Origin of the sequence: Amycolatopsis sp. NPDC051372 (assembly GCF_040682095.1) — a bacterium.
Lineage (GTDB): Bacteria > Actinomycetota > Actinomycetes > Mycobacteriales > Pseudonocardiaceae > Amycolatopsis.
Genome location: NZ_JBFBAF010000017.1, coordinates 60213 through 84654 on the forward strand (window position 1 = coordinate 60213; position 24442 = coordinate 84654).

General features: G+C 71.2%; 26 protein-coding genes. 14 read left to right on the forward strand and 12 right to left on the reverse strand.

Annotation, left to right across the window (positions count from 1 at the left end; genetic code table 11):
* Positions 1–89 precede the first annotated feature (89 nt).
* The 3 genes from AB0M56_RS25180 to AB0M56_RS25190 form a co-directional block, all read right to left on the reverse strand.
* Positions 90–437, reverse strand: coding sequence for an RNA polymerase-binding protein RbpA (locus tag AB0M56_RS25180; RefSeq protein ID WP_091613651.1), 348 nt, complete (start codon positions 435–437; stop codon positions 90–92).
* 226 nt (positions 438–663) lie between these two features.
* On the reverse strand, positions 664–1410 hold the full coding sequence (locus AB0M56_RS25185) for a thymidine kinase (protein ID WP_364180122.1): 747 nt from the start codon (positions 1408–1410) through the stop codon (positions 664–666).
* A gap of 34 nt (positions 1411–1444) precedes the next feature.
* A complete protein-coding gene (locus AB0M56_RS25190) occupies positions 1445–2845 on the reverse strand; it encodes an MFS transporter (RefSeq protein ID WP_364180124.1) in 1401 nt (466 codons plus the stop codon).
* A 247-nt stretch (positions 2846–3092) separates the two neighbouring features.
* Between AB0M56_RS25190 and AB0M56_RS25195 the strand changes: the two genes are divergently transcribed.
* Positions 3093–3794, forward strand: coding sequence for a transglycosylase family protein (locus AB0M56_RS25195; protein WP_364180126.1), 702 nt, complete (start codon positions 3093–3095; stop codon positions 3792–3794).
* A gap of 9 nt (positions 3795–3803) precedes the next feature.
* Here AB0M56_RS25195 and AB0M56_RS25200 read toward each other — a convergent pair whose 3' ends face one another.
* On the reverse strand, positions 3804–4589 hold the full coding sequence (locus AB0M56_RS25200; protein WP_364180128.1) for a glycerophosphodiester phosphodiesterase: 786 nt from the start codon (positions 4587–4589) through the stop codon (positions 3804–3806).
* 90 nt (positions 4590–4679) lie between these two features.
* Here AB0M56_RS25200 and AB0M56_RS25205 point away from each other — a divergent pair, with 90 nt between their 5' ends.
* Both AB0M56_RS25205 and AB0M56_RS25210 read left to right on the forward strand, forming a co-directional pair.
* A complete protein-coding gene (locus AB0M56_RS25205; RefSeq protein WP_364180209.1) occupies positions 4680–5036 on the forward strand; it encodes a hypothetical protein in 357 nt (118 codons plus the stop codon).
* A 126-nt stretch (positions 5037–5162) separates the two neighbouring features.
* Positions 5163–6755 carry an AMP-binding protein gene (locus AB0M56_RS25210; RefSeq protein WP_364180130.1) on the forward strand — a complete coding sequence of 531 codons (1593 nt, stop codon included), beginning with the start codon at positions 5163–5165 and terminating at the stop codon, positions 6753–6755.
* A gap of 4 nt (positions 6756–6759) precedes the next feature.
* Here AB0M56_RS25210 and AB0M56_RS25215 read toward each other — a convergent pair whose 3' ends face one another.
* The 3 genes from AB0M56_RS25215 to AB0M56_RS25225 all read right to left on the reverse strand — a co-directional run bounded on the left by AB0M56_RS25215 (position 6760) and on the right by AB0M56_RS25225 (position 9308).
* Entirely contained in the window at positions 6760–7755 is a 996-nt protein-coding gene (locus AB0M56_RS25215; protein ID WP_364180132.1) for a tyrosine-type recombinase/integrase, read from the reverse strand.
* Between the two features lie 574 nt (positions 7756–8329).
* On the reverse strand, positions 8330–8893 hold the full coding sequence (locus AB0M56_RS25220) for a hypothetical protein (RefSeq protein ID WP_364180134.1): 564 nt from the start codon (positions 8891–8893) through the stop codon (positions 8330–8332).
* 37 nt (positions 8894–8930) lie between these two features.
* The gene (locus tag AB0M56_RS25225; RefSeq protein ID WP_364180136.1) at positions 8931–9308 is read right to left on the reverse strand and encodes a VOC family protein; all 378 of its coding nucleotides are present in this window, start codon (positions 9306–9308) and stop codon (positions 8931–8933) included.
* Positions 9309–9441: 133 nt separating this feature from the next.
* Here AB0M56_RS25225 and AB0M56_RS25230 point away from each other — a divergent pair, with 133 nt between their 5' ends.
* Genes AB0M56_RS25230 through AB0M56_RS25240 form a run of 3 tightly spaced genes read left to right on the forward strand, consistent with a single transcriptional unit; the run spans position 9442 to position 12346 of the window.
* On the forward strand, positions 9442–10047 hold the full coding sequence (locus tag AB0M56_RS25230) for a TetR/AcrR family transcriptional regulator (RefSeq protein WP_364180138.1): 606 nt from the start codon (positions 9442–9444) through the stop codon (positions 10045–10047).
* On the forward strand, positions 10031–11647 hold the full coding sequence (locus AB0M56_RS25235; protein ID WP_364180140.1) for an acyl-CoA dehydrogenase family protein: 1617 nt from the start codon (positions 10031–10033) through the stop codon (positions 11645–11647). The genes AB0M56_RS25230 and AB0M56_RS25235 overlap by 17 nt, the downstream gene beginning before the upstream one ends.
* A gap of 51 nt (positions 11648–11698) precedes the next feature.
* The gene (locus AB0M56_RS25240) at positions 11699–12346 is read left to right on the forward strand and encodes a class I SAM-dependent methyltransferase (protein ID WP_364180142.1); all 648 of its coding nucleotides are present in this window, start codon (positions 11699–11701) and stop codon (positions 12344–12346) included.
* A 163-nt stretch (positions 12347–12509) separates the two neighbouring features.
* Here AB0M56_RS25240 and AB0M56_RS25245 read toward each other — a convergent pair whose 3' ends face one another.
* Entirely contained in the window at positions 12510–13070 is a 561-nt protein-coding gene (locus tag AB0M56_RS25245) for a pyrroline-5-carboxylate reductase (protein WP_364180144.1), read from the reverse strand.
* Positions 13071–13122: 52 nt separating this feature from the next.
* On the opposite strand from AB0M56_RS25245, the gene AB0M56_RS25250 reads away from it, so the two are divergent.
* Together AB0M56_RS25250 and AB0M56_RS25255 are read left to right on the forward strand one after the other, a co-directional pair.
* A complete protein-coding gene (locus AB0M56_RS25250; protein WP_364180211.1) occupies positions 13123–13698 on the forward strand; it encodes a DUF4865 family protein in 576 nt (191 codons plus the stop codon).
* 54 nt (positions 13699–13752) lie between these two features.
* Entirely contained in the window at positions 13753–14535 is a 783-nt protein-coding gene (locus AB0M56_RS25255; protein ID WP_364180146.1) for an SDR family oxidoreductase, read from the forward strand.
* On the opposite strand, the gene AB0M56_RS25260 is transcribed toward AB0M56_RS25255, so the two are convergent.
* On the reverse strand, positions 14532–15176 hold the full coding sequence (locus tag AB0M56_RS25260; protein WP_364180148.1) for an SWIM zinc finger family protein: 645 nt from the start codon (positions 15174–15176) through the stop codon (positions 14532–14534). The two genes, AB0M56_RS25255 and AB0M56_RS25260, sit on opposite strands and share 4 nt — an antisense overlap.
* Positions 15173–17686, reverse strand: coding sequence for a DEAD/DEAH box helicase (locus AB0M56_RS25265; RefSeq protein ID WP_364180150.1), 2514 nt, complete (start codon positions 17684–17686; stop codon positions 15173–15175). Before AB0M56_RS25265 ends, AB0M56_RS25260 begins: the two co-directional genes overlap by 4 nt.
* Before the next feature lie 81 nt (positions 17687–17767).
* Between AB0M56_RS25265 and AB0M56_RS25270 the strand changes: the two genes are divergently transcribed.
* The 5 genes from AB0M56_RS25270 to AB0M56_RS25290 all read left to right on the forward strand — a co-directional run bounded on the left by AB0M56_RS25270 (position 17768) and on the right by AB0M56_RS25290 (position 21626).
* A complete protein-coding gene (locus AB0M56_RS25270; protein ID WP_364180152.1) occupies positions 17768–18538 on the forward strand; it encodes a TetR/AcrR family transcriptional regulator in 771 nt (256 codons plus the stop codon).
* A gap of 110 nt (positions 18539–18648) precedes the next feature.
* On the forward strand, positions 18649–19983 hold the full coding sequence (locus AB0M56_RS25275) for an RNA polymerase sigma factor (RefSeq protein WP_364180154.1): 1335 nt from the start codon (positions 18649–18651) through the stop codon (positions 19981–19983).
* Positions 19980–20786 (forward strand): alpha/beta hydrolase, encoded by an 807-nt coding sequence (locus AB0M56_RS25280; RefSeq protein WP_364180156.1) that lies wholly within the window; start codon positions 19980–19982, stop codon positions 20784–20786. The genes AB0M56_RS25275 and AB0M56_RS25280 overlap by 4 nt, the downstream gene beginning before the upstream one ends.
* 10 nt (positions 20787–20796) lie before the next feature.
* Complete coding sequence (locus tag AB0M56_RS25285) at positions 20797–21117, forward strand: YciI family protein (protein ID WP_364180158.1); 321 nt, start codon at positions 20797–20799, stop codon at positions 21115–21117.
* A 20-nt stretch (positions 21118–21137) separates the two neighbouring features.
* Entirely contained in the window at positions 21138–21626 is a 489-nt protein-coding gene (locus AB0M56_RS25290) for a GyrI-like domain-containing protein (protein WP_364180159.1), read from the forward strand.
* A gap of 33 nt (positions 21627–21659) precedes the next feature.
* Here the strand turns inward: AB0M56_RS25290 and AB0M56_RS25295 are convergent, their stop codons facing one another.
* Entirely contained in the window at positions 21660–22550 is an 891-nt protein-coding gene (locus AB0M56_RS25295; protein WP_364180160.1) for an anthrone oxygenase family protein, read from the reverse strand.
* A gap of 237 nt (positions 22551–22787) precedes the next feature.
* Here AB0M56_RS25295 and AB0M56_RS25300 point away from each other — a divergent pair, with 237 nt between their 5' ends.
* Positions 22788–23729, forward strand: a complete 942-nt coding sequence (locus AB0M56_RS25300) for an AraC family transcriptional regulator (protein ID WP_364180161.1) — start codon at positions 22788–22790, stop codon at positions 23727–23729.
* Positions 23730–23774: 45 nt separating this feature from the next.
* Here the strand turns inward: AB0M56_RS25300 and AB0M56_RS25305 are convergent, their stop codons facing one another.
* Positions 23775–24371 carry an ATP-dependent Clp protease proteolytic subunit gene (locus AB0M56_RS25305; RefSeq protein ID WP_364180162.1) on the reverse strand — a complete coding sequence of 199 codons (597 nt, stop codon included), beginning with the start codon at positions 24369–24371 and terminating at the stop codon, positions 23775–23777.
* Positions 24372–24442 lie beyond the last annotated feature (71 nt).

The following is a 24442-nucleotide window of genomic DNA, read 5'->3' on the forward strand; positions in this document are numbered from 1 at the left end:
TCGCCCCGGACATACGAAAGGCCCCCGTGGAGGAGGTCACGGGGGCCGATCGATCGGGGGATGGGTGGGAGCCAGCTACTGGCCGAGACTCACGCGGACCGGCTGGTCCGGCGTCCCTTGAGCTCGGCGAGACGTTCGTTCAGCAGGTCCTCGAGCTCGGGAATGGAGCGGCGCTCCAGAAGCATGTCCCAGTGGGTCCTGGGGGGCTTGGTCTTCTTCTGCTCGGGCTGCCCGCCGTCGACGATCTCGCTCTCGCTGCCGTGCAGGCGGCATTCCCAGACGGTCGGGATCTCGGCGTCGTCGGAGAACGGCACCTCGAACTCGTGGTTCTTGGGGCACGCGTAGCGCACGGTGCGGCGCGGGGCGAGGTCGTGATTGCGGTCGGTCTCGTAGCTGACCGCTCCCAGCCGGCTTCCACGGAGAACACGGTCGGCCATGATGGGGGTCCTTTCAGTCAGCTCCGGGTGGAGCCAGGGTGTTGCTCACCCTATGCAACGAACGAGGCGTTCGGGGGATTCCCCGGTAACCATGTCGTTGCTCACGATGAGCTGTGTCACCCTTCGGCATCAGCTTCCTCTACTGGGACAGGTTTCGCGCTCCGGCGTGACGCAGACACCGCCTTCCAAGTGCGGATATCCCCCAGTTGGGCTACTGGTGCTCCGTTCACGACAACCGTAACTGACCGTGGTGGGCCGTCACGGGACCCAAGTCACCCAACCGGAAGTGTCGGCGGCACAATACCTGATAACGGACCGTAGTGAATTCAGCATCGGAACGTGCCGAAGCTGAAGATTCAACTACAGGCTGTTCGGTATCTGCTACTACAACGGTGTCACCCTCGCGGAGTATTTCGTCGTTCCGTACGCGCGCGTTGAACCGGCCCGGGAGCCCGCACCAGCACAGCACCTCGACCTGCACCGGCTGCAGCTCGTCGGCCAGTTCGAACAGCCGGCCCGCACCGGGGAACAGGCGGCTGCGGAAGTCGGTGGCGATGCCGAAGCAGTACACGTCGATGCCGGCCTCGTCGGCCAGCTCCGCCAGCTGGTCGACCTGCGCGGAGGAGAGGAACTGCGCCTCGTCGACGATGATGTAGTCCACGTGCTGCCCGTCGGCCCAGCGCTCGCGCACCAGGTCCCGCACGTCCGTGCCCGCCGCGACCTCCGTGGCGAGGCGCGTGATCCCGATCCGGCTGCTGATCTGCGGCGCCCCGGACCGGTCGTGGCGCACCAGCACCAGCCCACGCCGGCCCTGCCGAGCGTGGTTGTGGTCGATCTGCAGGGCCAGCGTCGACTTCCCGCAGTCCATCGGGCCATAGCAGAACTTCAGGCGGCCGCCCCGGGCGCGCGCGGCGGGGACCGGGGACAGCGCGTCGGTGGGATCGTCGGGCACGGCTTCTTCGAGGGCAGTCACGACGATCGACCCTATCCGGCCCCGGCCCGCTCGCTCACAGCACGGCGGGCGGACGGTTCCCGGCCGCCACGATCGCGCGCCGCACCGGCACCAGCGCCACGAACACAAACCCGAGGACGAAGAAGACCACCAGCGCGACGATCGCCAGCCGGAACGACCCCGTCGCCTGCCCGACGCCGGCGAACACCAGCGGACCCAGCCACGACGTGCCCTTCTCACCCACCACGTAGAGCGAGTAGTACTGCGCGTCCTTGCCGGCCGGGATCATCTGGCTGAACAGCGATCGCGACAACGCGTTCGTGCCGCCCAGCACCAGCCCGATCCCCACCGCCACCGCGTAGAACTGCAGCGGCTGCTCCGGCTGGATGAAGTACGCACCCACCAGCACCACCACCCACAGCACCAGGCTGCCCAGGATCGTCCGCTTCGCGCCCAGCCGGCGCGCGACCAGCCCGTGCAGCACCCCGCCCACGTAGGCGAGGAACTGGATCACCAGCACCGTGATGATCAGCACCTCGTCGGAGAAGCGCAGCTCGTCCTTCCCGTACTGCGCCGACACCGCCACCACCGTGGAGATTCCGTCGGCGAAGAGCAGGTAGCTGCCCAGGAACGCCAGCGTCAGCGGGAACGCCTTCGCCTCCACCGCCGTCCGCCGCAGCTCCCGGAACCCGGCCCGCAGCACCGACACGCCACGCTCGACCGCCACCGGTGTGTGGACGCGGGGGAGCGCGCGCAGCACCGGGATGGTGAACACCGCCCACCACAGGCCGGAGGTCAGGAAGCAGATCCGCACCGCCGTGCCCGTGTCCACACCCAGCGCGTCGCGGCTGAGGTAGAACGCCAGCTGCAACGCGAGCGCGAGCCCACCGCCCAGGTACCCGAACGCCCAGCCCTTCGCGGACACGTCGTCACGCTCGTCGGGCTCGGCGATGTCGACCAGGAACGAGTAGTAGACGACCAGCGAACCGCCGTAGCCGATGTTCGCGACGATGAACAGCGCCGCACCCAGCTGCCAGTCGGAGCCGGCCATGAAGAACATCAGCGCCGACGCCACCGCGCCGAGCCACGCGAACCAGCCCAGGATCCGCCGCTTGTTCCGGCTGCGGTCGGCCACCGCGCCCGCGATCGGCAGGACCAGCACCTGCACCACGGTCGCCACCGACAGCAGGTAACCCCACGTCGAACCGGCAGGGAAATGCAGCCCGAACAACGACACGTCGCAGTTGTGGAGCTTGTCGTCCACACCGGACGCGTCGAGGCACGCCTTGTCCCCGTTAAGGGTGATGTTCTGCTTCGCGTCCGCCGCCGCGACAGTGCTCATGTAGAGCGCGCCGAACACGGTCGTAACCGACGAATAGAACGGCGAATTGGCCCAGTCGTAGAAGTACCAGCCCCACCGTTCCCGCTTCTTGTCACGGGTCTCGGCCAGCGTCATCCACGGCTCCTCAGCGGTCGCGAATCTCCAGGTCAGGCGGCAGACTACTGGGGCGGCCGCCGGCGAAACCGCCGAACGGGTAAACCGTGTCCGGTTCGTCGCTTGCCGATCATCCGCACTGCGTCGAACGGCTCCCGAAATAGCGTGGCAAGCGTGTCGCTCACGTGATTCTTTACCGTTTTGTGTGAGACTGGTGTGCGTGTTGTGACTCTTGTGGTCAATGGGTCACGTGCTTACTGTGCAAACCATGACCGACCGCGTTCGCACTGCTCACCGCGGTGCCGTGAGGATCCTGCTCCTCGCGGCCGCCGTCCTGGGGCTGCAGCTCGCCGTCGCCGGCGCCGCGTCCGCGGACCCCGCTTCGAGCGCCTGGGCCAAGCTGCGCATGTGCGAGTCCAGCGGCCGCTACACGATCAACACCGGCAACGGCTACTACGGCGCCTACCAGTTCGACCTGCCCACCTGGCGCAGCGTCGGCGGCCAGGGTCGGCCCGACCAGGCCAGCCCCCGCGAACAGGACTACCGCGCGCTCTACCTCTACCGCATGCGCGGCTGGCAGCCCTGGCAGTGCGGCGGGATGCTCAAACTCGTCGGCGACGCCGACGCGCGCAGCAAACGCATCCCGTCGTACGACGAATCCGCCTACATGGGCGGCATCGGCCTGCCCGCCCCGCCGGCCCCGAAGCCCCAGCCCGCACCGCCCGCGCCGCCCGGCGGAATGCCCGCCTGGCCCGGCCTCGTCTACGCCTACGGCGACTGCGCACCCGCGCTCAAAACGTTCCAGCTGCGCATGAACGCCTTCGGCTACGGCTTCAGCGGCACCGGCTGCTACTACGACAAGACCAAAACCGCCGTTCTCGACCTGCAGCGCGCCAACGGCATCAAAGACTCCGGCCGCCTCGGCCCGCTCACGTGGAAAGCCGCCTGGCAGGGCAAACGCCCCCGGTAGAAACCCGGCTCAACCGGCCTGCTGCCACACACCCCGCTCGACCAGCACGTCGCGCAGCAGGTCCGGCCGGTCCGTCACGATCCCGTGCACACCCAGGTCCAGCAGCTCCCGCATCTGCGCCGGATCGTCGATCGTCCACGTGTGGACCTCGAACCCCGCCCGCTCCGCCACCTTCACGAACGAACGGTCCACCACCGTCAGCGGCCCCTGCTTCACCGGCACCTGCGCCAGACACCCGCCAGCAAACCGGCCCAGCGGCAACGGCGGCACCCACCCGTTGGCCCACACCATCAGCACCGACCGCGGCCCCATCGCCGTGCACAGCTTCGGCCCCGCCAGCCGCCGCAGCCGCGCCAGCCGCGAGTCCGAAAAGGACGCCGCCGCCACCCGGTCGATCGCACCCGTGCGCTCCAGCACCCGCACGAACGGCTCCACCGCGCTGTTCGCCTTCACGTCCACGTTGAACCGCGCCTGCGGCAGCTCCTCCAGCACGTCCTCCAACCGCGACAACGTCGCCCGCCCACCGACCTTGACGCCCTTCACCTGCTCCCACGTCTGCGTCGCGATCGACCCGCCACCGTCGGTCGTGCGGTCCAGCGTGTCGTCGTGATGCACCACCACCACACCGTCCGACGTCGCGTGCACATCCGTCTCGACGTACCGGTAACCCTCCTCGACCGCGCGCTTGAACGCCGGCAGCGAGTTCTCCATCCCCTCCAGCTCGTCGAGGTGCCACCCGCGGTGGGCGAACGCACGGGGGAGCGGATCGGCCAGATACGGAAACGGTGGGCGCATCCCCACAGTGTGCGCCACCGGCATGGCCTCGGCATGAGAACACGATGGCCAGCTAGGGTCTGGCGGGTGAGGGAACTGGCCGAGCACCCGATGACCGGCGACGAATTGGTCGTACCGCGCCGCAGCAACGCACCCAAGCACTGCGGCTGGTGCGGCCGCCGCCTGCCCGAAGGCGGCAACGTCGGCCGCCGCCGCCGGTACTGCGGGCAGTCCTGCCGCCAGCGCGCCTACGAACGCCGCACCGCCCTGCAACGCAGCGGCCTGCCCGAAGACGCCGTCGTGCTCTCCGACACCGAGATCGCCGCCCTGCAGGACCGCCTCTTCCAGCTGCGCTGCGCCGCCGAGGACATCGCCACCGCCACCCATGACGGCGCCGACGCCGACGAGCTCCGCCGCCTCGCCGAAGAAATCGTGCACGCCGCGAAAGACCTCGAGCAGCTCCGCTGAGAATTCAAGCGGATCCGCCGGGATTTCAAGCGGCTCCACCGGCTCGCGCGGCAGACTAGAGTCCGGAATGTCCCCGGGGGACTGCCGGCAGCGAAGCCGCGCGCCGGCCGAGCGAGGGAGACGCCCATGACGAAGGCCGCGTTCACACCCGCCACCGAACTCGACGCCGTCCGCGAGCTCACCGTCGGCGACCTGCTCCGCGAAGCCGCCGACCGAGCCCCGGACGCACCCGCCCTCGTCGAAGGCCTGCCCGACCCCACGGCGCGCCGCCGCTGGACCTACGGCGAGCTCCTCGGCGAAGCCGAAGACGCCGCCCGCGCCCTGCTCGGCCGCTTCGAACCCGGCGAACGCGTGGCCGCCTGGGCCAACAACATCCCCGAATGGGTCCTACTCGAGATGGCCACCGCCCTCGCCGGCCTGACGCTCGTCACCGTCAACCCCGCCCTGCGCGAAGCCGAACTCCGCCACGTCCTCGGCCAGTCCGGCGCCTCCGGCGTGTTCCTCGTCGGCGAATACCGCGGCACCCCCATGGCCGCCATCCTCGACCACGTCCGCCACGACCTGCCCGACCTGCGCGAAACCATCCGGTTCGAAGACTGGCGCGCCTTCCGCGCCTCCGGGCTGCCCACCCAGGCCCTGCCCACCGTCGAACCCGGCGACCCCGCCCAGATCCAGTACACCTCCGGCACCACCGGCACCCCCAAAGGCGCCGTGCTCCACCACCGGGGCATCACCAACAACGCCCTGCTCTCCTACGCCCGCACGCTGGACATGCGACCCGGCGAGAACTTCGTCAACCCCATGCCCCTGTTCCACACCGCCGGCTGCGTGCTCGCCACCCTCGCCCCGATCGCCACCCTCGGCACCCAGGTCCTGATGCCCTGGTTCGACCCGGCGCTGCAGCTCGCCCTCCTCGAACAGGAGAGGGGAGTGGTCTTCGGCGGCGTGCCCACCATGCTGCTCGCCCTGCTCGGCCACCCCGACTTCCCCAAAACCGACCTCAGCTCCGTCCGCTACGCCCTCAGCGGCGGCGCCACCGTGCCACCCGCCCTCGTCCGCCGCATCGAGGCCACCCTCGGCGTCCCGATGTCCATCATCTACGCCCAGACCGAAGCCTCACCCGGCATCACCATGACCACCCCCGACGACAGCGCCGACGACCGCGCCGAAACCCTCGGCCGCGCCCTGCCCGCCTGCGCCGTGAAGATCGTCGACCCCCTCACCGGCGAAACCGCCGCCACGGGGGAGACCGGCGAGCTCTGCACCCGCGGCTACCACGTGATGACCGGCTACCACGCCATGCCCGAGCAGACCGCCGCCGCCATCGACCCCGAAGGCTGGCTCCACACCGGCGACCTCGCCCGTATGGACGACCGCGGCTACGTCACCATCGAAGGCCGCGTGAAAGAGATGATCATCCGCGGGGGAGAGAACATCTACCCCCGCGAGATCGAACACGTCCTGCTCGACCACCCCGCCGTCGCCGACGTCGCCGTGGTCGGCATTCCCGACCCGGAGTGGGGCGAACAAGTCGGCGCCTTCGTGCTCCTGCGGCCCGGCGCGGACGCCGGCGAGGAAGAACTGTTCGCCCACGTCCGCAAACACCTCGCACCGCACAAGACACCCAAGGTGTGGCAGTTCGTCACCGAGTTTCCGCTCACGGGCTCCGGCAAGATCCGCAAACACCTGCTCCGCGATCAGTACATGGCCACCCACTGATCCCTCAGCCCGCATCACCCGCGCCCAGCCCGTCCAGCGCGCGGTACGTCCGGTTGCTCGCCGCCGCGGCCCGCTGCTCCCGGCCCGTCGCCTCGATGTAGTTCTGGCTCGTGGCCAGGCTCGCGTGCCCCAGCAACGCCATGATCTCCGACGCCGTCGCCCCGTCCTCCGCCAAGCGCGTCGCGAACGTATGCCGCAACGCGTGCAGGTTCGCGCCCGCCGGCACCCGGTCGTGCAACCCGGCCCACCGATAACACGACTTCACCAGGTACTCCAGCGCCCCACGCCCGATCGGCTCGCCCGCCCGATCGCGCAGCAACGGCTCCGCCGCCGGAAACCGCAACTGGGGAAACCGCCGCCGGCACGACTTCCCGTAGTCCTCGATCAGCTTCGCCAGCACCGGCTGCACCGGGATCGACCGATCCCGGCTGCCCTTGCCCGAGACGTGCAACCGCAGCTCACCGTCCCGGCCCACCACCGAACGCGGCGTCAGCGCCCGCATCTCCGCCGCGCGCAACCCCGCCACCAGCCCGAGCGCCAGCACCAGCACGTCGCGCTCCGGCCACGGATCCCGCGCGCGCCGCGCACCGTCGGCCGCCGCGGCGAGCAACCGCTCCGGGGTTTCCTCACCCCGCAACGGTTTCGGCACCAGCGGGGGAGTCTTCGGCCGGGCGACTGCACCCATCGGGTTGCCCGCCAGCAGCCCGTCGGACACGCAGAACGTGAGGAACTGGTTCCACGTCGACCACGCCCGCAGCACCGAGCTCTTCGCGTGCCCGTCGGCGAACGCGCCGAACGCCGTCCTCAGCGCCGGCGCCGTCAAGTGCTCGACATCCAGCTCCTCGGGCGCGAGGCCCAGCTCCTGGAGCAGGAGAGTGGTGATCCCGGCCAGATCACGACGGTAGGCGGCAGTGGTGTGCGGCGAGTCCTTGCGCGGCCGCCGTGCCGCGAAGAACGCTTGCTGTGCCTCGGAAACCAGCATCTGGATCTTGTACAGCACAGCACCGACAGTTCTGTCGTCCGGATGCTCGTCCGGTATGCTGCATAATGGCGATTATGCATGAAACATGGGCGTGGCGGGGCTGAATCCCCTTGGGGGACAACGGTTCTCTCGGTCTCGCGTCCTCGGCTCGTATGGCCGGTTCGGCGCGTCTTCGACTGCGTGGTGCGGTGTTGTCGAGGGATCGTTCATCCGTTCGAGTGGTTGCCTGAGGTCGTTCCAGGGGCCCGTGCTGAGAGCCGATCGACTGTCAATGCTTCGGTACGCGTGTTGGTTGCGTACTTTCAATGTCCCGCCAGTCGCGTTCAATTCGTCACGGTGACGAATTGAACGGGTGTTCCGGTGTTGTGTTGGCGCCTGAACTCGGGGATCTCCGCCGAAGTCTCCGGACGGCCTCCAGGCGGCTTGCTCAGGACTCGTCCCGTGGTGGACGTTCGGTCGAGTGCGGATCGCGGCGCTCCGGCAGGCTTCCCGGGATGCGCTCTCGTTCGCGGTGTGAAACCGCTGGAGTCAGCCTCCTGAAGCCCCTCTCCGGGCTTCCTTCAGCAGGTCGGCCAAGTGCCGATAATGTACATTATGTCAACTTGGTCGGCGGAGCCTGCTCCTCCGGACCTGAGACCGGTGCGGCCGCGCCGGACGCGCGGCGAGGTCGGGTCCGTGACCGACCCGCCCAGTAGACCCATCCGAAGATCATCAAGAGATCGATGGCCGCGATGACGATGCCGACACCGAAGTCGATCTCGTCGGGTCGGTGCAGGTCCACTGCCGCCGCCGGGTCCGCGACCACGTCGACGACCGAGCCCGGCTTGTCGCCGTTCACGGCCACGACTCCGTGCTGCCCGTCCGGCGTGACGACGGCCAGCGCGTGCCGCGTGTACTTGCTCGGCGGCGTGAACGGCGCGGCGGTCCACCGGTCGGTGTAGCCGGTCGAGGTCGCCTGCACTTGCACGCCACGCGTCTGGAGGACGAATCCGTCGACCGCGGTGAGCCCGGCCATGAAGATCATCACGACGTGGATGCCGGCGATGAAAATGCTCAGCAGGACGAATACCCCGGATCGCGCCAGGATCGCCGGGATCACGAGGATCAGGGCGGCACTGATCCAGATCAGCAGAGTGCCCCCGCTGCCGTGGAACACGACCAGCGTGAGCGGCTCCGGCTGGGTCTCCCCTGGCTTACTGCTTCGCGAGCATGTCCACGTAGTGCGGGTTGGACATGATGCCGAGAACGTTGCCGAACGGGTCGACGACCGAGGCGGTGACGAACCCGTGGCCGCGCTCGCGCAGGCCGTCGTGTTCGGTGGCGCCCAGGGTGATGAGGCGGTCGAGTGCGGCGGGCAGGTCGTCGACGTGCCAGTACAGGATCGCGCCGGCGGGACCGTCGGGCGCCGGGGGCAGGTACTGGCGGTCGACGATGCCGAGTTCGGCTTCGCGGTCGCCGAGGCGGTATTCGATGTAGCCGGGTCGGGCGAAGTACGGCTCGATGCCGAGCACGGCCGTGTACCAGGCCTGGGCGGCGGAGAGATCGTCGGCGGAGAAGTTCAGGGTGGCCATTCCACGCAACATGGTGTGGTCCTTTCGTCCGGATCCCCAGCCAAGCACGCCCCACTCCCCTTGGGTCGCCGACTTTTTTGGTGTGCGCCGGCCTGGTTGACTGAAGTAATGAATCGGTGCTTCACTTCTTGACGTGCCCTACCGCAGGACCCCCAAGGTGCAGGAGCGCCTCGACGCGCTGCGCGACTCGATCGTCGCCGCGGCGGTCGAGCAGCTGGCCGAGCACGGCTACGCGGGCTGTTCCGTGGCGGCCGTTGCGGAGCGGGCCGGGGTCGCCGTCGGCACGGTGTACCGCCACTTCCCCACCAAGGCCGAGCTGGTCGTGCGGGTGTTCCGCCAGGTGGTGACGCGGGAGGTCGAGGCGGTGCGGGAGGCGTCGGCGGGGCCGGGTGAGCCGGCGGAGCGGGTGGCGGCGGTGTTCGAGACCTTCGCGGCGCGCGCGTTGAAGGCGCCGCGGCTGGCGTATGCGCTGCTGGCCGAGCCGGTGGACGCGCTCATCGACGCGGAGCGCCTGGAGTTCCGGCGCGCTTTCCGGGACGTGGTGGCCGAGCACGTGGCCGCCGGGGTGCGTTCGGGTGTGTTGCCCGCGCAGGATTCCGTGCTGACCGCGGCGGCGCTGGTGGGTGCCGCGGCGGAGGTGTTGATCGGGCCGCTGCGAGGCGGTGCGGTGAGTGATGTCGTCGAGTTGCGGACGTTCGTCGTCCGGTCTTTGGGAGGTTCCGATGTCCGCCACGCATGAGGTCACCAACCAGGTGCCGCCGTTGGTCTACGACGTCGCGCAGGATCCGGCGCTGCTCGAGTCGCTGGATCGCGCGGACGCGGGCTGGGCGGCGGAGGAGGTCCATGAGCTGGGCCGGCTCGCCGGGAGCGAGCAGGCGCAGGAGTGGGGCCGGATCGTCAACGAGAACGAGCCGGTGCTGCGCACGCACGACCGGTACGGGAACCGGATCGACGAGGTGGAGTACCACCCGTACTGGCACGAGCTGATGACCGTCGCCGTGTCGCACGGGTTGCAGGGCGCGCCGTGGCGTGACGAGCGGGCCGGGGCGCACGCGGCGCGGGCGGCGAAGCTGTACGTGTGGGGTCAGGTGGAGGCCGGGCACACGTGCCCGATTTCGATGACCTATGCGGCGGTTCCGGCGTTGCGGGCCAACGCGGAGCTGGCGGCGCTGTACGAGCCGCTGCTGGCGGCGACGGAGTACGACTTCGGGCTGCGGGAGCCGAGCACCAAGCGCGGGCTGATCGCGGGCATGTCGATGACGGAGAAGCAGGGCGGCTCCGACGTGCGGGCCAACACCACGACCGCGCGGCCGGTCGCCGATGGTTCCTACCGGCTGGTGGGCCACAAGTGGTTCACCTCGGCGCCGATGTCGGACGTGTTCCTCACGCTGGCGCAGGCGCCCGGCGGACTGTCGTGTTTCCTGCTCCCCCGTGTGCTGCCCGACGGCAGCCGCAACCCGATCCGTCTGCAGCGGCTGAAGGACAAGCTGGGCAATCGGTCGAACGCGTCGTCGGAGATCGAGTACGAGGACGCGGTGGGCTGGCTCGTCGGCGAGGAGGGCCGAGGGGTCCGCACGATCATCGAGATGGTGAACAACACGCGGCTGGACTGCGCGCTCGGCAGTGCGTCGGGGATGCGGCTGGGTGTGGTGCGGGCGGTGCACCACGCGACGCACCGGCACGCGTTCGGCAAGGCGCTGGTGGATCAGCCGTTGATGGCGAACGTGCTGGCCGACCTCGTGGTGGAGTCCGACGCGGCGGCGACCGTGGCGATGCGGCTCGCGGCGGCGGGCGACCGGCCCGACGACGCGCAGGAGCAGGCGTTCCGGCGCCTCGGGATGGCGGTCACGAAGTACTGGGTGTGCAAGCGGGCGCCGATGCACGCGGCAGAGGCGCTGGAGTGCTTCGGCGGCAACGGTTATGTCGAGGAGTCCGGGATGCCGCGGCTTTACCGCGAGGCGCCGCTGATGTCTATCTGGGAGGGTTCGGGCAACGTGGCGGCGCTCGACGCGTTGCGTGCGATGGGCCGTCAGCCGGAGTCGGTGGCGGCGTTCTTCGGCGAGGTCGAGCAGGCCGCCGGTGCGGATGCGCGCCTCGACGACGCCGTGGACCGGTTGAAGAAGGAACTGTCCGATCTGGACGACGTGGAGTTCCGCGCGCGGCGCGTGGTGGAGTCGATGGCGTTGGTGCTGCAGGGTTCCCTGCTCGTGCGCCATGGTGACCAGGCCGTTGCCGACGCGTTCTGCGCGTCGCGCTTCGCCGGTGACTGGGGCATCGCGTTCGGCACGCTGCCGGCGGGCACGGACACTTCGGCGATCATCGACCGCGCGCGGGTGTAGGCGGCGCGTTCGGCGGACACGGGGCCGGTCGGCGCGCTAGCGTGCGTGGTCATGACCGCCTCCGAAACCGACTTCGTGTCCGCCACCCGCACCGCTTACGACACCGTCGCGGCGTCCTACGCCGACTTGTCGAAGGACGACCTCGCCGCGAGTCCGTGGGATCGCGCGATGCTGGATACCTTCACCGAGCTCGTAGGCACCGGCGCGCGCGTCGGGGATCTCGGCTGCGGTCCGGGCCGGATCACGGGGTACCTGGCGGGTCGCGGCCTGGCCGCGTTCGGGATCGACCTGTCCCCCGGCATGGTCGAGGTCGCGCGCGAGGCGTACCCGGAGCTGGAGTTCGAGGTCGGGTCGATGGCCGCGCTGCCGCTGGCCGACGCGTCGCTGGCGGGGGCGCTCGCGTGGTACTCGCTGATCCACACGCCGCCGGAGCAGCTGCCGGTGCTGGTCGCGGAGCTCGCGCGCGTGGTCGCGCCGGGCGGGCGGCTGCTGACCGCGTTTCAGGTGGGGGCCGAGCGCCGGCATCTCACCCACGGCTACGGCCACGACATCTCCCTCGACGCCTACCGCCTCGACCCGGATTTCATTGCCGGGCTGCTCACCGACGCCGGGTTCACGGTGGAGGCGCGGCTGGTCCGCGCACGGGCGCCGCGTGAGAAGACGCCGCAGGCGTATCTGCTGGCGCGTAAGGAAAGCTGAGTTATTCGCGCAGCCGGGCCAGGACCGCGTCGAGGCCGCGGCGCACCGAGCCGGGCACGCCGTCGTGGCGCAACGCGGTCATCAGCTGCTGGTTGATCCCGCCCGGTGTGGTGTGTTTAGCGGTCAGTTCGGTGAGCGACGCGATGCCCAGCGACTGGCCCAGCTACGCGAACAGGTGAGTCACGTAGGCGTCGGCGGCGGCGGGTTCGACGCCGTGGCCGGCGAGCCAGCCCGCGATGGTGGTCAGGTAGTCCAGGTGAGCGGCGAAGGTGGCGGTGGCGGCGCTGAAGGCGTCGAGCGTCGGCTCGTCCGGCGGGACGACCACCCCGCCGAGCGGTTCGAACAGGTCCCGGGCGACGGGGTGGTCCGGGAACAGCGCGGTGAGGCTGTGCCGGCGCGCGGCCTGGGGCAGCGGAATGGTCCGTACGACGTGCGCGGCCGGCGCGGTCCACGCCCGCAGCGTCGCCAGCGGCATCCCGGCCACGGCGCTGAGCACCACGTGGTCCGGCCGGAACTCCAGCTCTGCCACCACTTGTTGCGCCACGTCGGGCCGGATCGCGAGCACGATCACCGAAGCCGCGTCGAGCCGCCCGGCCAGCTCGTGTGCGACCTGCCGCCCGCGCGGGGAGAGGAACACGGCGGGCGGGTCGGCCACATCCGCGCTCAGCCCTTCGACGATCGCGGCCGTGATCTCCCCTGCTCCCACCAACCCGTACGCCCGCATGCCCCGCCCTCCTAGTGTGGACCTCGACGATCGGAGGTCACCCGTGCACGCCATGCACTACGAGATCACCCTGCCCGCCGACTACGACATGCAGATCATCCACCGCAGGGTGCGCGAGCGCGGGCCGTTGCTGGACGAGTTCCCCGGGCTGGGGCTCAAGGCGTACGGGGTGCGTGAGCGCGGCGTCGACGGCTCGCAGCTCAACCAGTACTCCCCCTTCTACCTCTGGCACGACCCAGCCGGGATGCACTCGTTCCTGTGGGAGGGCGGGTTCCGCGGGATCGTGGACGACTTCGAGCGCCCGCCCGTGCAGCACTGGACCGTGCTGGCGTTCGAGGAGGGACCGGCGTTCGGCACGACACCTCGCGCGGCGGGCAAACGCACGGAAACCCTGCCGCGCGAGGTCCTTCCGGGTGACGTGATCACGCCGGCGCTGGCCGATCTGTCGGAGCACTCGCGGCGCGACGGTGTCCATTCCGCGGCGCTCGTGATCGACCCGCGCGGCTGGGAGCTGGTGCGCTACACGCTGTGGGCCGAGGACGCATCGGACGAAGACCCCGTGCGGTACCGGATCGGGCACGTGTCGATGCCGGAACTGGCGAAACTGCGCCGTGGCAGGCAGTGGTGAACTCGGTATGGTGACAGCGAGATCGCGGAGCCGAAGCCAACACTACGGAGATCGATGACTCGCTTGCACGATCGCCGGATCCTCGTGACGGGTGCCGGTTCCGGCATCGGCCGCGCCACGACGCTGCGTCTGCTGTCGGAGGGGGCGCGGGTGGTGGCCACCGACGTGTCCGCCGAGACCATCGCGGGCACCGCCGAGCTGGCCGGCGACCCGCGCCTCGAGACCTTCGTGATGGACGTCGCCGACGAGCAGTCGGTGGTGAAGGGCATCGCGGCCGCGGTCGAGCACCTCGGCGGGCTCGATGTGCTCGTCAACGCCGCCGGGATTCTGCAGGCCTCTCACACGCACGAGACGTCGCTGGAGTTCTGGAACCGGATCGTCGCGGTGAATCTCACCGGCACGTTCCTGGTCACGCGCGAGGCGTTGCCCGCGTTGATCGCCACCGGGAAGAGCGTGGTGATCAACTTCAGCTCCACGTCCGCGGCCTTCGCGCACCCCTACATGGCGGCGTACGCGGCGAGCAAGGGCGGGATCCAGGCGTTCACCCACTCGCTGGCGCTGGAGTACAGCAAGCAGGGCGTGCGCGCGGTCAGCGTCGCGCCGGGCAGCGTGAAGAGCGGCATCACCGACAACGCGGGCACCTGGATGCCGCAGGACGTCGACTGGGCGCTGTTCGGCAAGCTCCTGCCGATCCTGCCGACGGATCTCGCGACGCCGGTCGGCAACCCGGTCGGTCGCCCGGAGTCGGTCGCCGGTGTCGTGGCGATGCTGGCCTCCGACGACGGCGAGTTCATCACCGGCACCGAGATCCGCATCGACGGCGGCACCCACGCCTAGCGCGGCACCGGGCTGAACTCGGCCAGATCCGGCAGAGGCGGCACCACCCGCGTGTACGCGTCGGCGACGAGGATGCCGTCGGCGGGGCGGGTGGTGCGCTGCCCGAGCTCGTCGAGGACCTCGCGTTCGGTGCGGCCGCGGGCGAGCAGCAGCACGAACGGGTCGGCGTCGAGCAGCCACGACACCTGGAACGACAGCGCGGCCGCGTGCCGGCACGGCAGCTCGAAGCCGGGGCAGTCGCAGTCCGGGTCGAGGTCGCCGATCCCCGGCAGCAGTGGCACGTCGTCGGCCAGCTCCGGTGGCAGGTGCCGGTCGAGCAGCGCGGCGAGGTTCCCGGCCCGGTCGGCTGCGCGGCCGAGCAGGAGGTCCCAGTCCGCTGTGGACAGTTCGGCCAGGTGCACGCTCGTGCGGAACGGACCGCCGTCGGTGTCGTCCACGGTCGCGGCGATCCGGCCGGGGCTCACGGTGATCGGCCCGACCAGTCCCGCCACGGCGTAACCACGGCCGCGCCGCAGCTGCCGCAGATCCAGGGCCGTGTCCTCCATGGCCTGTAGCCACGCACGGCCCCACCACGTGCGCGCGAACGGACCCCGGCCCTCGCGAGCGGGGAACGCCGCGAACCCCCGGACGCGGTCGGTCATGCCGGCCTCCTCAACTGCACGAGCTCGGCGTCCGTCAGCTCGGTGAACGCCGCTTCCCCACCGGCGAGCACAGCGTCGGCGAGCGCGCGCTTCTCGCGCAGCATCGCGGCGATGCGGTCCTCCACGGTGCCCTCGGCGACGAGCCGGTGCACCTGCACCGGCCGCGTCTGCCCGATCCGGTACGCGCGGTCGGTCGCCTGCTCCTCGACGGCCGGGTTCCACCAGCGGTCATAGTGCACGACGTGGTCGGCGCGGGTGAGCGTCAAGCCCGTCCCAGCCGCCTTCAGCGACAGCAGGAACACCGGCACGGCACCGTCCTGGAACCGGCGGACCAGCTCCTCCCGCTGAGGAACGGGGGTGCCGCCGTGCAGGAGCTGGCTGGGGATTTTACGACTCGCGAGGTGGCGTTGCAGCAGCCGCGCCATCACCACGTACTGGGTGAACACGAGCACCGCGCCGTCTTCGGCGAGGATCGTGTCGAGCAGCTCGTCCAGCAGTTCCAGCTTGCCGGACCGGCCGGACAGGGGCGCGTCGTCGCCTTCGGCCAGGTAGTGGGCCGGGTGGTTGCAGATCTGCTTGAGCGCGGTGAGCAGCTTGACGATCCGGCCGCGGCGCGCCATCCCGTCGCTCGCCCCCACCTCGGCCAGCAGCTCCTGCACGGCCGCCTCGTACAGCGCGGCCTGTTCCGACGTCAGCGCCACGGGCCGGTCGGTCTCGGTCTTCGCGGGCAGCTCGGGCGCGATCCCCGGATCGGATTTGCGCCGCCGCAGCAGGAACGGCCGCAGCAGCCGGGAAAGCCGCTCGGCCGCTGCCGCATCGCTGCCCGACTCGACGGGTTTCGCCCAGCGGGCGCGGAATTCGGTGAGCGTGCCGAGCAGGCCCGGCGTGGTCCAGTCCAGGATCGCCCACAGCTCGGACAGCGTGTTCTCCACCGGCGTGCCCGTCAGCGCCACCCGCGCGGACGATCGCAGCGTGCGCAGCGCTTTCGCCGTGCCTGAGCGGTGGTTCTTCACGTGCTGGGCCTCGTCGGCCACCACCAGGTCCCACGCCACCGCGGCCAGCGGCGCCGGGTCCGCGCGCAGCGTGCCGTAGGTGGTGAGCACGAACCCGTGCAGGTCGTCGAGGGAGCGGGCGCCGCCGTGGAACCGCCGCACGGCCACGCCCGGGGCGAAGCGGTGGATCTCGGCCTCCCACGTGCCCAGCAACGACGCCGGGCACACCACCAGTGTCGGGCCGGCGTCGCGATGCAGGTGCAGGGCGATGAGGGTGAGTGTCTTGCCCAGGCCCATGTCGTCGGCGAGGCAGCCGCCCAGGCCGAGTGAGGTGACGGTGTCGAGCCAGTGCAGGCCGCGCAGCTGGTAGTCGCGCAGGGTCGCCGTCAGTCCCGGCGGCTGCGGCGCCGGGCCGGGCAGCTCGGCGAGCCGGGATCGCACTGTGGCGAGCCAGCCGTCGGTGACGAGCTCGACCTCGGTACCGTCCGCTTCGGTCGTCCCGGCCAGCACGGCGGCAAGCGCGTCGACGGGTGTGAGGGGCTTCAGCGCCCGCTCCCGCGCGCGGCTCGCGGACGCCGGGTCGAGCAGTACCCACCGGTCGCGCAGCCGCACGACGGGCCGGTGGGCCTGCGCGAGCACGTCCAGCTCGGCTGCCGACAGCTGCGCGCCGCCGAGGGCGAGCTGCCAGTCGAGCTCCAGCGCGCGGCCGCCGCCGAAGAACGCCGGCACGTCGTCCGGCACGGCACCCGGGCGGACGACCGCGCGGGCCGTGAGCCCCGCCAGCTCCGCGGGCCAGTGGACGGCGACGCCGAGCTCGGCCAGCCGGCCGGCGGCGTCACCGAGCAGCTCGCGGATGTCGTCGTCGAGCAGCGCCACCTCGGCGGGCACGGGCGCGGCCAGCAGCGGGGCGAGGGGCGGCCACACCTCGGCGCAGCGCCGCAGCACGAGCAGCACCTCGTGCCGGGCCGCCTCGGTACCCGTCCGCCACAGTTCCTCCGCGTCCACCAGTGTGTCGCCGTGGACCTGCACCACGGCGCGGAACCGGCCGCCGTCGAGGTCGTCCGATTCGAGCCGCAGCGACACCCGCGTGGCGGCGGTGAGGCCGGCGACGTCACGCAGGAACCGCACCAGCACAGGGAACGGCTCGGGCAGCCGGGCCGGGTCGCCGGGCAGCGGGGTGGCGTGGGCGTGCGGGGGCATCGCGGCGGCGAGCCGGCGCAGCCACTGTTCTTCCTCCGGTGCCAGCGGTCCCGTCCACCCGGCCTCGGCCAAGCGTGTGCCCGCCTGCGCGGCGACCGACCAGAACTCGGCCGACGCGTCGCCGGAGACCTCCCGCAGCAGCGCGACGGCGTCGGCAATCGGCACCCGCCGCGCCGGAACCGTGTGCAGGCCGTCGCGCAGGACGACGTCGACAGTTCCTGGCTCGCCCGGTCCCACCGGTGTGGTGCCGTCCGGGTGCCAGAACACGACGAAACCCGGCTCGACCACCACGGCCTCCCCCGGCGATGCGCTCCCCACGACTCCCCTTCCGTCGGTCTCGTACGCCGTCCGCCGACATTACCAGAACTCTGTACGACGTACGATAAAATGCAGGGCAGAATGACGCGGATGAGCACGGAGTACACCGGTGGCGGCGACCCGCGGCGCACGATCGAGCTGCTCTGGGGCGTCCCCGGACCGCCTCGGCGCGGGCCGAAACCCAAGCTCACCGTGGCCGACGTCGTCGCCACCGCGACGCGGCTGGCCGACGCCGACGGGCTCGAGGCCGTGACGATGCGCCGCGTCGCCGACGAGCTCGGCGTCGCCCCGATGTCGCTCTACACCTACGTGCCAGGGCACGCCGAGCTGATCGACCTGATGCTCGACGACGCCCACGGCGAGCTCACCGCCGAACTGCCGTCGACCGGCTGGCGCGACGCCCTCACGGCCGTGGCCGAGGACCTGTGGCGCCTCTACCACCGCCATCCGTGGCTGCTGCAGATCACCACCGCCCGCCCGCCGCTCGGGCCCAACACCTTCGCCAAGTACGAACGCGAACTCAGCGCGCTCGACGGCCTCGACCTCGACGAGCTGGAGCTCGACGCCGTCGTCAGCCTCGTCATCGGGCTCGTGCAGGGCACCGCGCGCGGCTCCATCGACGCCGTGCGGCTCGCGCGCCGCAGCGGCCTGACCGACGCCGAGTGGTGGGAACGCAGCGCGCCCGTCCTCGCCGAAATCCCCGCCGCCGATGCCACGAACTTCCCACGCGCGAGCCGCGTCGGCACCGCCGCCGGCCAGGCGAACAACGCCGCGTCCAACCCCGAGCATCACTTCCGCTTCGGCCTCGCCCGCATCCTCGACGGGGTGACGCTGCTCGTCGAGCGCCGCTGAAGGCCTGGAGACTGTCGGTCCGCCGGTTTAGGTTCGCATCCGGGTGTCGGTTTCGCCCCGGTCCGCTCGTCGAGCGGGTATGAGCGAGCCGGTACCGGAGGGAGCACGGGGTGGACAAGCACGGGCGAGACGCCGCGGTGGAGGCCACCGTCGCGCGGGCGTTCCGGGAAGAGTGGTCGCTGGTCGTGGCCACCCTCATCCGGGTCACCGGCGACTGGGACCTCGCCGAGGAGTGCGCCCAGGACGCCTTCACCCTCGCCGTGCGCACCTGGCCGCGCGACGGCATCCCGGCCAAACCCGGGGCCTGGCTCACCACCGCCGCCCGCAACCGAGCCGTCGACCGGATCCGCCGCGACGCCGTCGGTGCGGGCAAGCTCCGGGAGGCCGCGCGCATGATCGTCCCCGACGAACCACCGACCGACGACGGCACCGTGCCCGACGACCGCCTCCGCCTCATCTTCACCTGCTGCCACCCGGCGCTCGCCGTCGAAGCGCAGGTCGCGCTCGCGCTGCGCACCCTCGCCGGGCTCAGCACGGCCGAGATCGCCCGCGCGTTCCTCGTCCCGGAGGCCACGATGTCGCAGCGGCTCGTGCGGGTGAAACGCAAGATCCGCAGCGCCGGCATCCCCTACCGCGTACCGCCCGCGCACCTGCTGCCCGAACGCACCGCGGCCGTGCTCGGCGTGCTGTACCTGCTGTTCAACGAGGGCTACACCGCCAGCGCCGGACCCGACCTGCAACGCCCCGACCTCGCCGCCGAAGCGATCCGCCTCGCCCGCGTGCTCGCGCAGCTGATGCCCGACGAACCCGAGGCCACCGGCCTGCTCGCACTCCTGCTGCTGCAGCACGCCCGCCGCGCCACCCGCGTCGCCGACGGCGGAGAGCTCGTGCCGCTGGAGGAACAGGACCGCGGCCGCTGGGACGCCGCCGCGATCACCGAGGGCACCACCCTGCTGGAAGGCGCGCTGCGTCGCCGCAGCCCCGGGCCGTACCAGGTGCAGGCCGCGATCGCCGCGTGTCACGCCACGGCCGCGCGCGCCGCCGACACCGACTGGGCCCAGATCGCCGGCCTCTACCGCGAGCTGCGCCGCCACCTGCCCACCCCCGTCGTGGAGCTGAACCACGCGGTCGCCGCGGGGATGGCGTTCGGGCCCGGAACCGGGCTCGCGCTCGCCGACGAGCTCACCGCCCGCGGCACGCTGGCCGGCTACCACCTGCTACCCGCCACCCGCGCCGACTTCCTCCGCCGTCTCGGCCGCACCGCCGAAGCCCACGCCGCGTACACCGACGCGTTCGACCTCGCCCGCACCGACGCCGAGCGCAGCTACCTGCGGCGCAGGCTCGCCGAAACATCTCCCGGGAATTCCGGAGCCGCAGTGTCGGTCCCGGCGCCGCCCGTTCGTCGGAGAGACGAACCGACCCGTGAACCGGAAGGACCGCGATGATCACCAAGACCCTGCGCGTACCCGGCGCCGAGCTGACCTACGACGTCGACGGTAACGGCCCCGTGCTGCTGCTCGTGCCCGGCGGCCCCGCCGACGCCACGGCGTTCACCGGCCTGCGCCCGCACCTGACCGACCACTACACCGTGGTCACCTTCGACCCGCGCGGCATCTCGCGCAGCCCGATCGCCGGCGAACCCGGCAGCGACCTCGTCGGTGAGCACGCCGACGACGTGCACCGCCTGCTCACCGAGCTCGGCGGCGGGCCCGCGCACGTGTTCGCCAACAGCGGCGGCGCCATCACGATGCTGGAGCACACCCAGCGCCACCCGGCCGAGGTGGCGACCTTGGTCGCGCACGAGCCGCCGGTCAGCCGCTACCTCGGCGAGATGCTCGCCGACTTCCCCGACATCCCGGCGATCTACCGCGAGCAGGGCGTCGAGGCCGCGCTCGGCGCGTTCATGGCGGCGTCCGGGTTCGACGTGCCGCCGCCACCGGCGAACCCGACGGCCGAGGAAATCGAGCAGGGCAAACGGATGCAGGGCAATTTCGCCTTCTTCTTCGGCCACCTCATGGCCGCGGTCGGCGCCTGGGAACCCGACCTCGACGCCCTGCGCGCCACCGACACCCGCCTCGTTGTCGCCGTCGGCAAAGCCGCGGCAGGCACCCCCGCCCACACCGCCGGGCTCGAACTGGCCCGCGCACTCGGGCGGGAGGCCGTGGAATTCCCCGGTGACCACGGCGGATTCGCCGGCGAGCCCGGCCCCTTCGCCGCCCGCCTGACCGAAGTCCTCACCCATGCCTAGGAGGCAGCTCATGCGTTACCTGCTCATGATCGCCGGCGAAGAACCCACCGAGGAACAGAAGATCGCCGGCTGCGGCGGCTGGACCGACGACCTGCTCGCCCGCGGCATCCTCGTCGGCGGTGGCGGCCTGCACCCGCCCGCCACGGCCACGACCGTGCGCGTACGCGGCGGCGACGTCCTGCTGACCGACGGCCCGTTCACCGAGAGCAAGGAACAGATCGGCGGCTTCGTCATGATCGACTGCGCCGACCTCGACGAGGCCGTCGACATCGCCTCCCGCCACCCCGCCGCCGCGTACGGCACCATCGAAGTCCGCCCCATGCTGGGCTGACCCGACCACGAGGAGAACCCATGCCGTCCCTGGTGGACCGCCAAGACCAGCCCTACGTCGGCTACCGCGCGACCGTCGGCTTCGACGGGCTGCGCGAGGTCGCGCACCGCATCGCCGCCATCGTCGGCGCCCTCGCCGAACGCGGGGTCACGCCGGCCGGCGCGCCGTTCTTCCGCTACCTCGTGATCGGCCCGGACATGGCGAACCTGACGGTGGAAGCCGGCGTGCCCGTCGCCGCGCCGGTCGAGCTGGGCGAGGAGTACCTCAACGACGTCGTGCCCGGCGGGAAATACGTGATGGCCACCCACCACGGGGCGCCGGACGGACTCGTCGCCACCACCGCCGAAGTCCTCACCTGGGGCGCGGCCGAAGGCGTGCACTGGGACCGCACCCAGGCCGCCGACGGCGAGCACTGGACCGGGCGCCTCGAGGTCTACCGCACCGACCCGCGCGTGGAACCCGACGCCACGAAGTGGGAGACCGACCTGTACTTCCGCCTCGCCGACTGACCCGCGCGCCGCGGGACCGGCTCCGGCACCGCGTCAGCCGGTCCCGCGGGCCAGCCACCCGCCCAGCAGGCACGCGAACCCGGCCGTCGAGGCGAAGGCACGCAACAGGTTCCACCGGACCCAGCTCGTCTCGAACTGCCCGCGCAGCTCGGCGAGCGAAGCCGTGCCGCGGTCCAGCGCGTTGTTCATCGGGATGTTCTTCACGGCCGAGATCACGATCATCGCCAGCAACAGCGCGAAGCCGGCGATCAGCCACGGCAGCGCCCCACGTCCGCCGGCCACCAGGTCCAGCACCACAGCGGCCGCGGCCAGCAGGGGCGCGCCGAGGAACGTGAGCAGGAACCAGCCGTTGACGATCGCGATGTTGATCTCGCGCATCGCCGTCACGAACGTGTGGTCGTCCGCCCGCGCCAGGCCCGGCATCACCGACACCGCGTAGGAGTAGAACAACCCCGCGATCAGGCCCGCCGCGACGATCGCGACCACGAGGACCACTCCGGACACTGTGGACATCACGTGCTCCTGTGTTTTTGGCCCCGGCTCCGTCGGCGCGATCTCGCGCTGGGGTCGGGTGAGCGGGCACGAACTCCTCCGCCGAAACCGGACGATAGCGGACATCTCGCCCGATCGCGGCGGAGATTCCCCGGCTACGTCGCCGAACGTCAGCAGCCGCGGACTGGTCAGCTCCAGCGTGCGGCCGTCGAGCGCACCCGTGGTCAGCGCCTCGGCCGCGATGTCGGCGACGTCGTCGGCGTCCACGAACGGCTCCGTGGTCTGCCCGGCAGGCAGTGCGATCTCGCCCGCCGGCACCGGCTCGAGGAAGAAGCGCTCGCTGAAGTTCTGGAAGAACCAGCTCGCCCGCAGCACCGTCCACGCCGCACCCGACTCCCGCACCACCTGCTCACTCATCACCTGCTCACTCACGTCTCCTCACCCGACCCACCCGCGAGATCGCTCAAAGGCGATCTCGCACGCCCCGGCGGAGCCGGGGCAGAAACACCACCGCGCGCAGTCAGCCGCTGCGTCACCCGGCGCCCCGTCTTACCCGTATCGCCCAGAACCAGAGTTGTGTTTGTCATGCCAGCCAGTGAAGCGCCCGCAGATGAGACTCTCCATGGTTCATCAGCTCAATCGCATGTTCCAGCGTCTACACTGCTGCGCATGGATCCGCTCGCAGCGCTGCTCGATGGGCCCCGCGCGCACGGGGCCTTCCTGCTCCGCTCGGTCCTGACGCCGCCGTGGTCGCTGCGCATTGAAGACGAGGCACCGCTGACAATCGTGGCGGTGGTGACCGGTGAGGCGTGGCTCGTGCCCGACCACGGTGACGCCACGCACCTGGAGGCGGGGGACATCGCGATCGCCCTCGGCCCGGATCCGTACCTGTTCGCCGACGACCCGGCCACTCCGCCGCAGGCGGTGATCCTGCCCGGCCAGGAGTGCCGCACTCCCGACGGCGAGCACCTCATCGACCTCGTCGACGTCGGCGTCCGCACCTGGGGCACCCCCGCCGGTGGCGCCACCGTGCTGCTCACCGGGACGTATCCGCGGGTGGGCGAGGTGTCGCGACGGCTGCTCGCCGCTCTGCCCCAGACCCTGCTGGTTCGCGCGGCCGACTGGGACAGCCCGCTCGTGCCGCTGCTCGCGACCGAGATCGGCAGAGACGTGCCCGGCCAGGAAGCCGTCCTCGACCGGCTGTTGGACCTGCTGCTCATCGCCGCGCTGCGCACCTGGTTCGCCCGCCCCGGCTCAGCGGCGCCCGCCTGGTACCGCGCCCACGACGACCCCGTGGCCGGCCGCGCGCTGCGGCTGCTGCAGGACCAGCCCGCCCACCCCTGGACCGTCGCCGAGCTCGCCGCCGGCACCGGCGTCTCCCGTGCCGCCCTGGCGCGGCGCTTCACCGCCACCGTCGGCGAGCCCCCGATGGCCTACTTCGCCGCGTGGCGCCTCGCGCTGGCCGCCGACCTGCTGCGCCAGCAACCCGACGCGACGATCGGCGCCATCGCCCGCCGGGTCGGCTACGGCAGCGCGTTCGCGTTGAGCGCCGCGTTCAAACGCGAATACGGCCGCAGCCCCCAGCAGTACCGCACGCGCGTCCCGGCGTGAGGACGTCGGGACGCGCGTGCCCGAGTGTCCGTCGGGAAGGGCCAGTCAGGCCGTCGCCACCCGCTCCGCGCCCACGATGTGGTCCACGAACCCGTAGGCCAGCGCCTCCTCGGCGTCGAACCACCGGTCGCGGTCGGCGTCGGCGGTGATGCGTTCCACCGGCTGCCCCGTCTGGGCCGCCGTGAGTTCCGCGATCCGCCGTTTCATCTTCCCGAACACCTCCGCCTGGATCGCGATGTCCGTCGCCGCCCCCGAGATCCCCGCCGAGGGCTGGTGCATCACGATCCGCGTGTTCGGCAGCAGGTGCCGCTTGCCCGGCGTGCCCGACGAGAGCAGGAACTGCCCCATCGACGCCACGAACCCCAGTCCCCACGTCGCCACGTCCGGCTTCACCAGCTGCATCGTGTCGTAGATCGCCATCCCCGCCGTGACCGAGCCGCCGGGCGAGTTGAGGTAGAAGGTGATGTCCTTTTCGGAGTCGTCCGCGGCGAGCAGCAACAGCTGTGCCGTGATCCGGTTCGCCACCTCGTCGGTCACCTCGGTGCCCAGGAACACGATCCGGTCGCGCAGCAACTGCTCGTACACCGACTCGTTCGGCTGCTGCCCCGCCGCGTGCATCGCGGGAACCACCGTCAGCGTCATCGTCTTCTCCTTCTCCGTGCGAGATCCCTGTCCGCCCCGAACGTAGGAGCGCGGACGAGGCCGTGGGGACG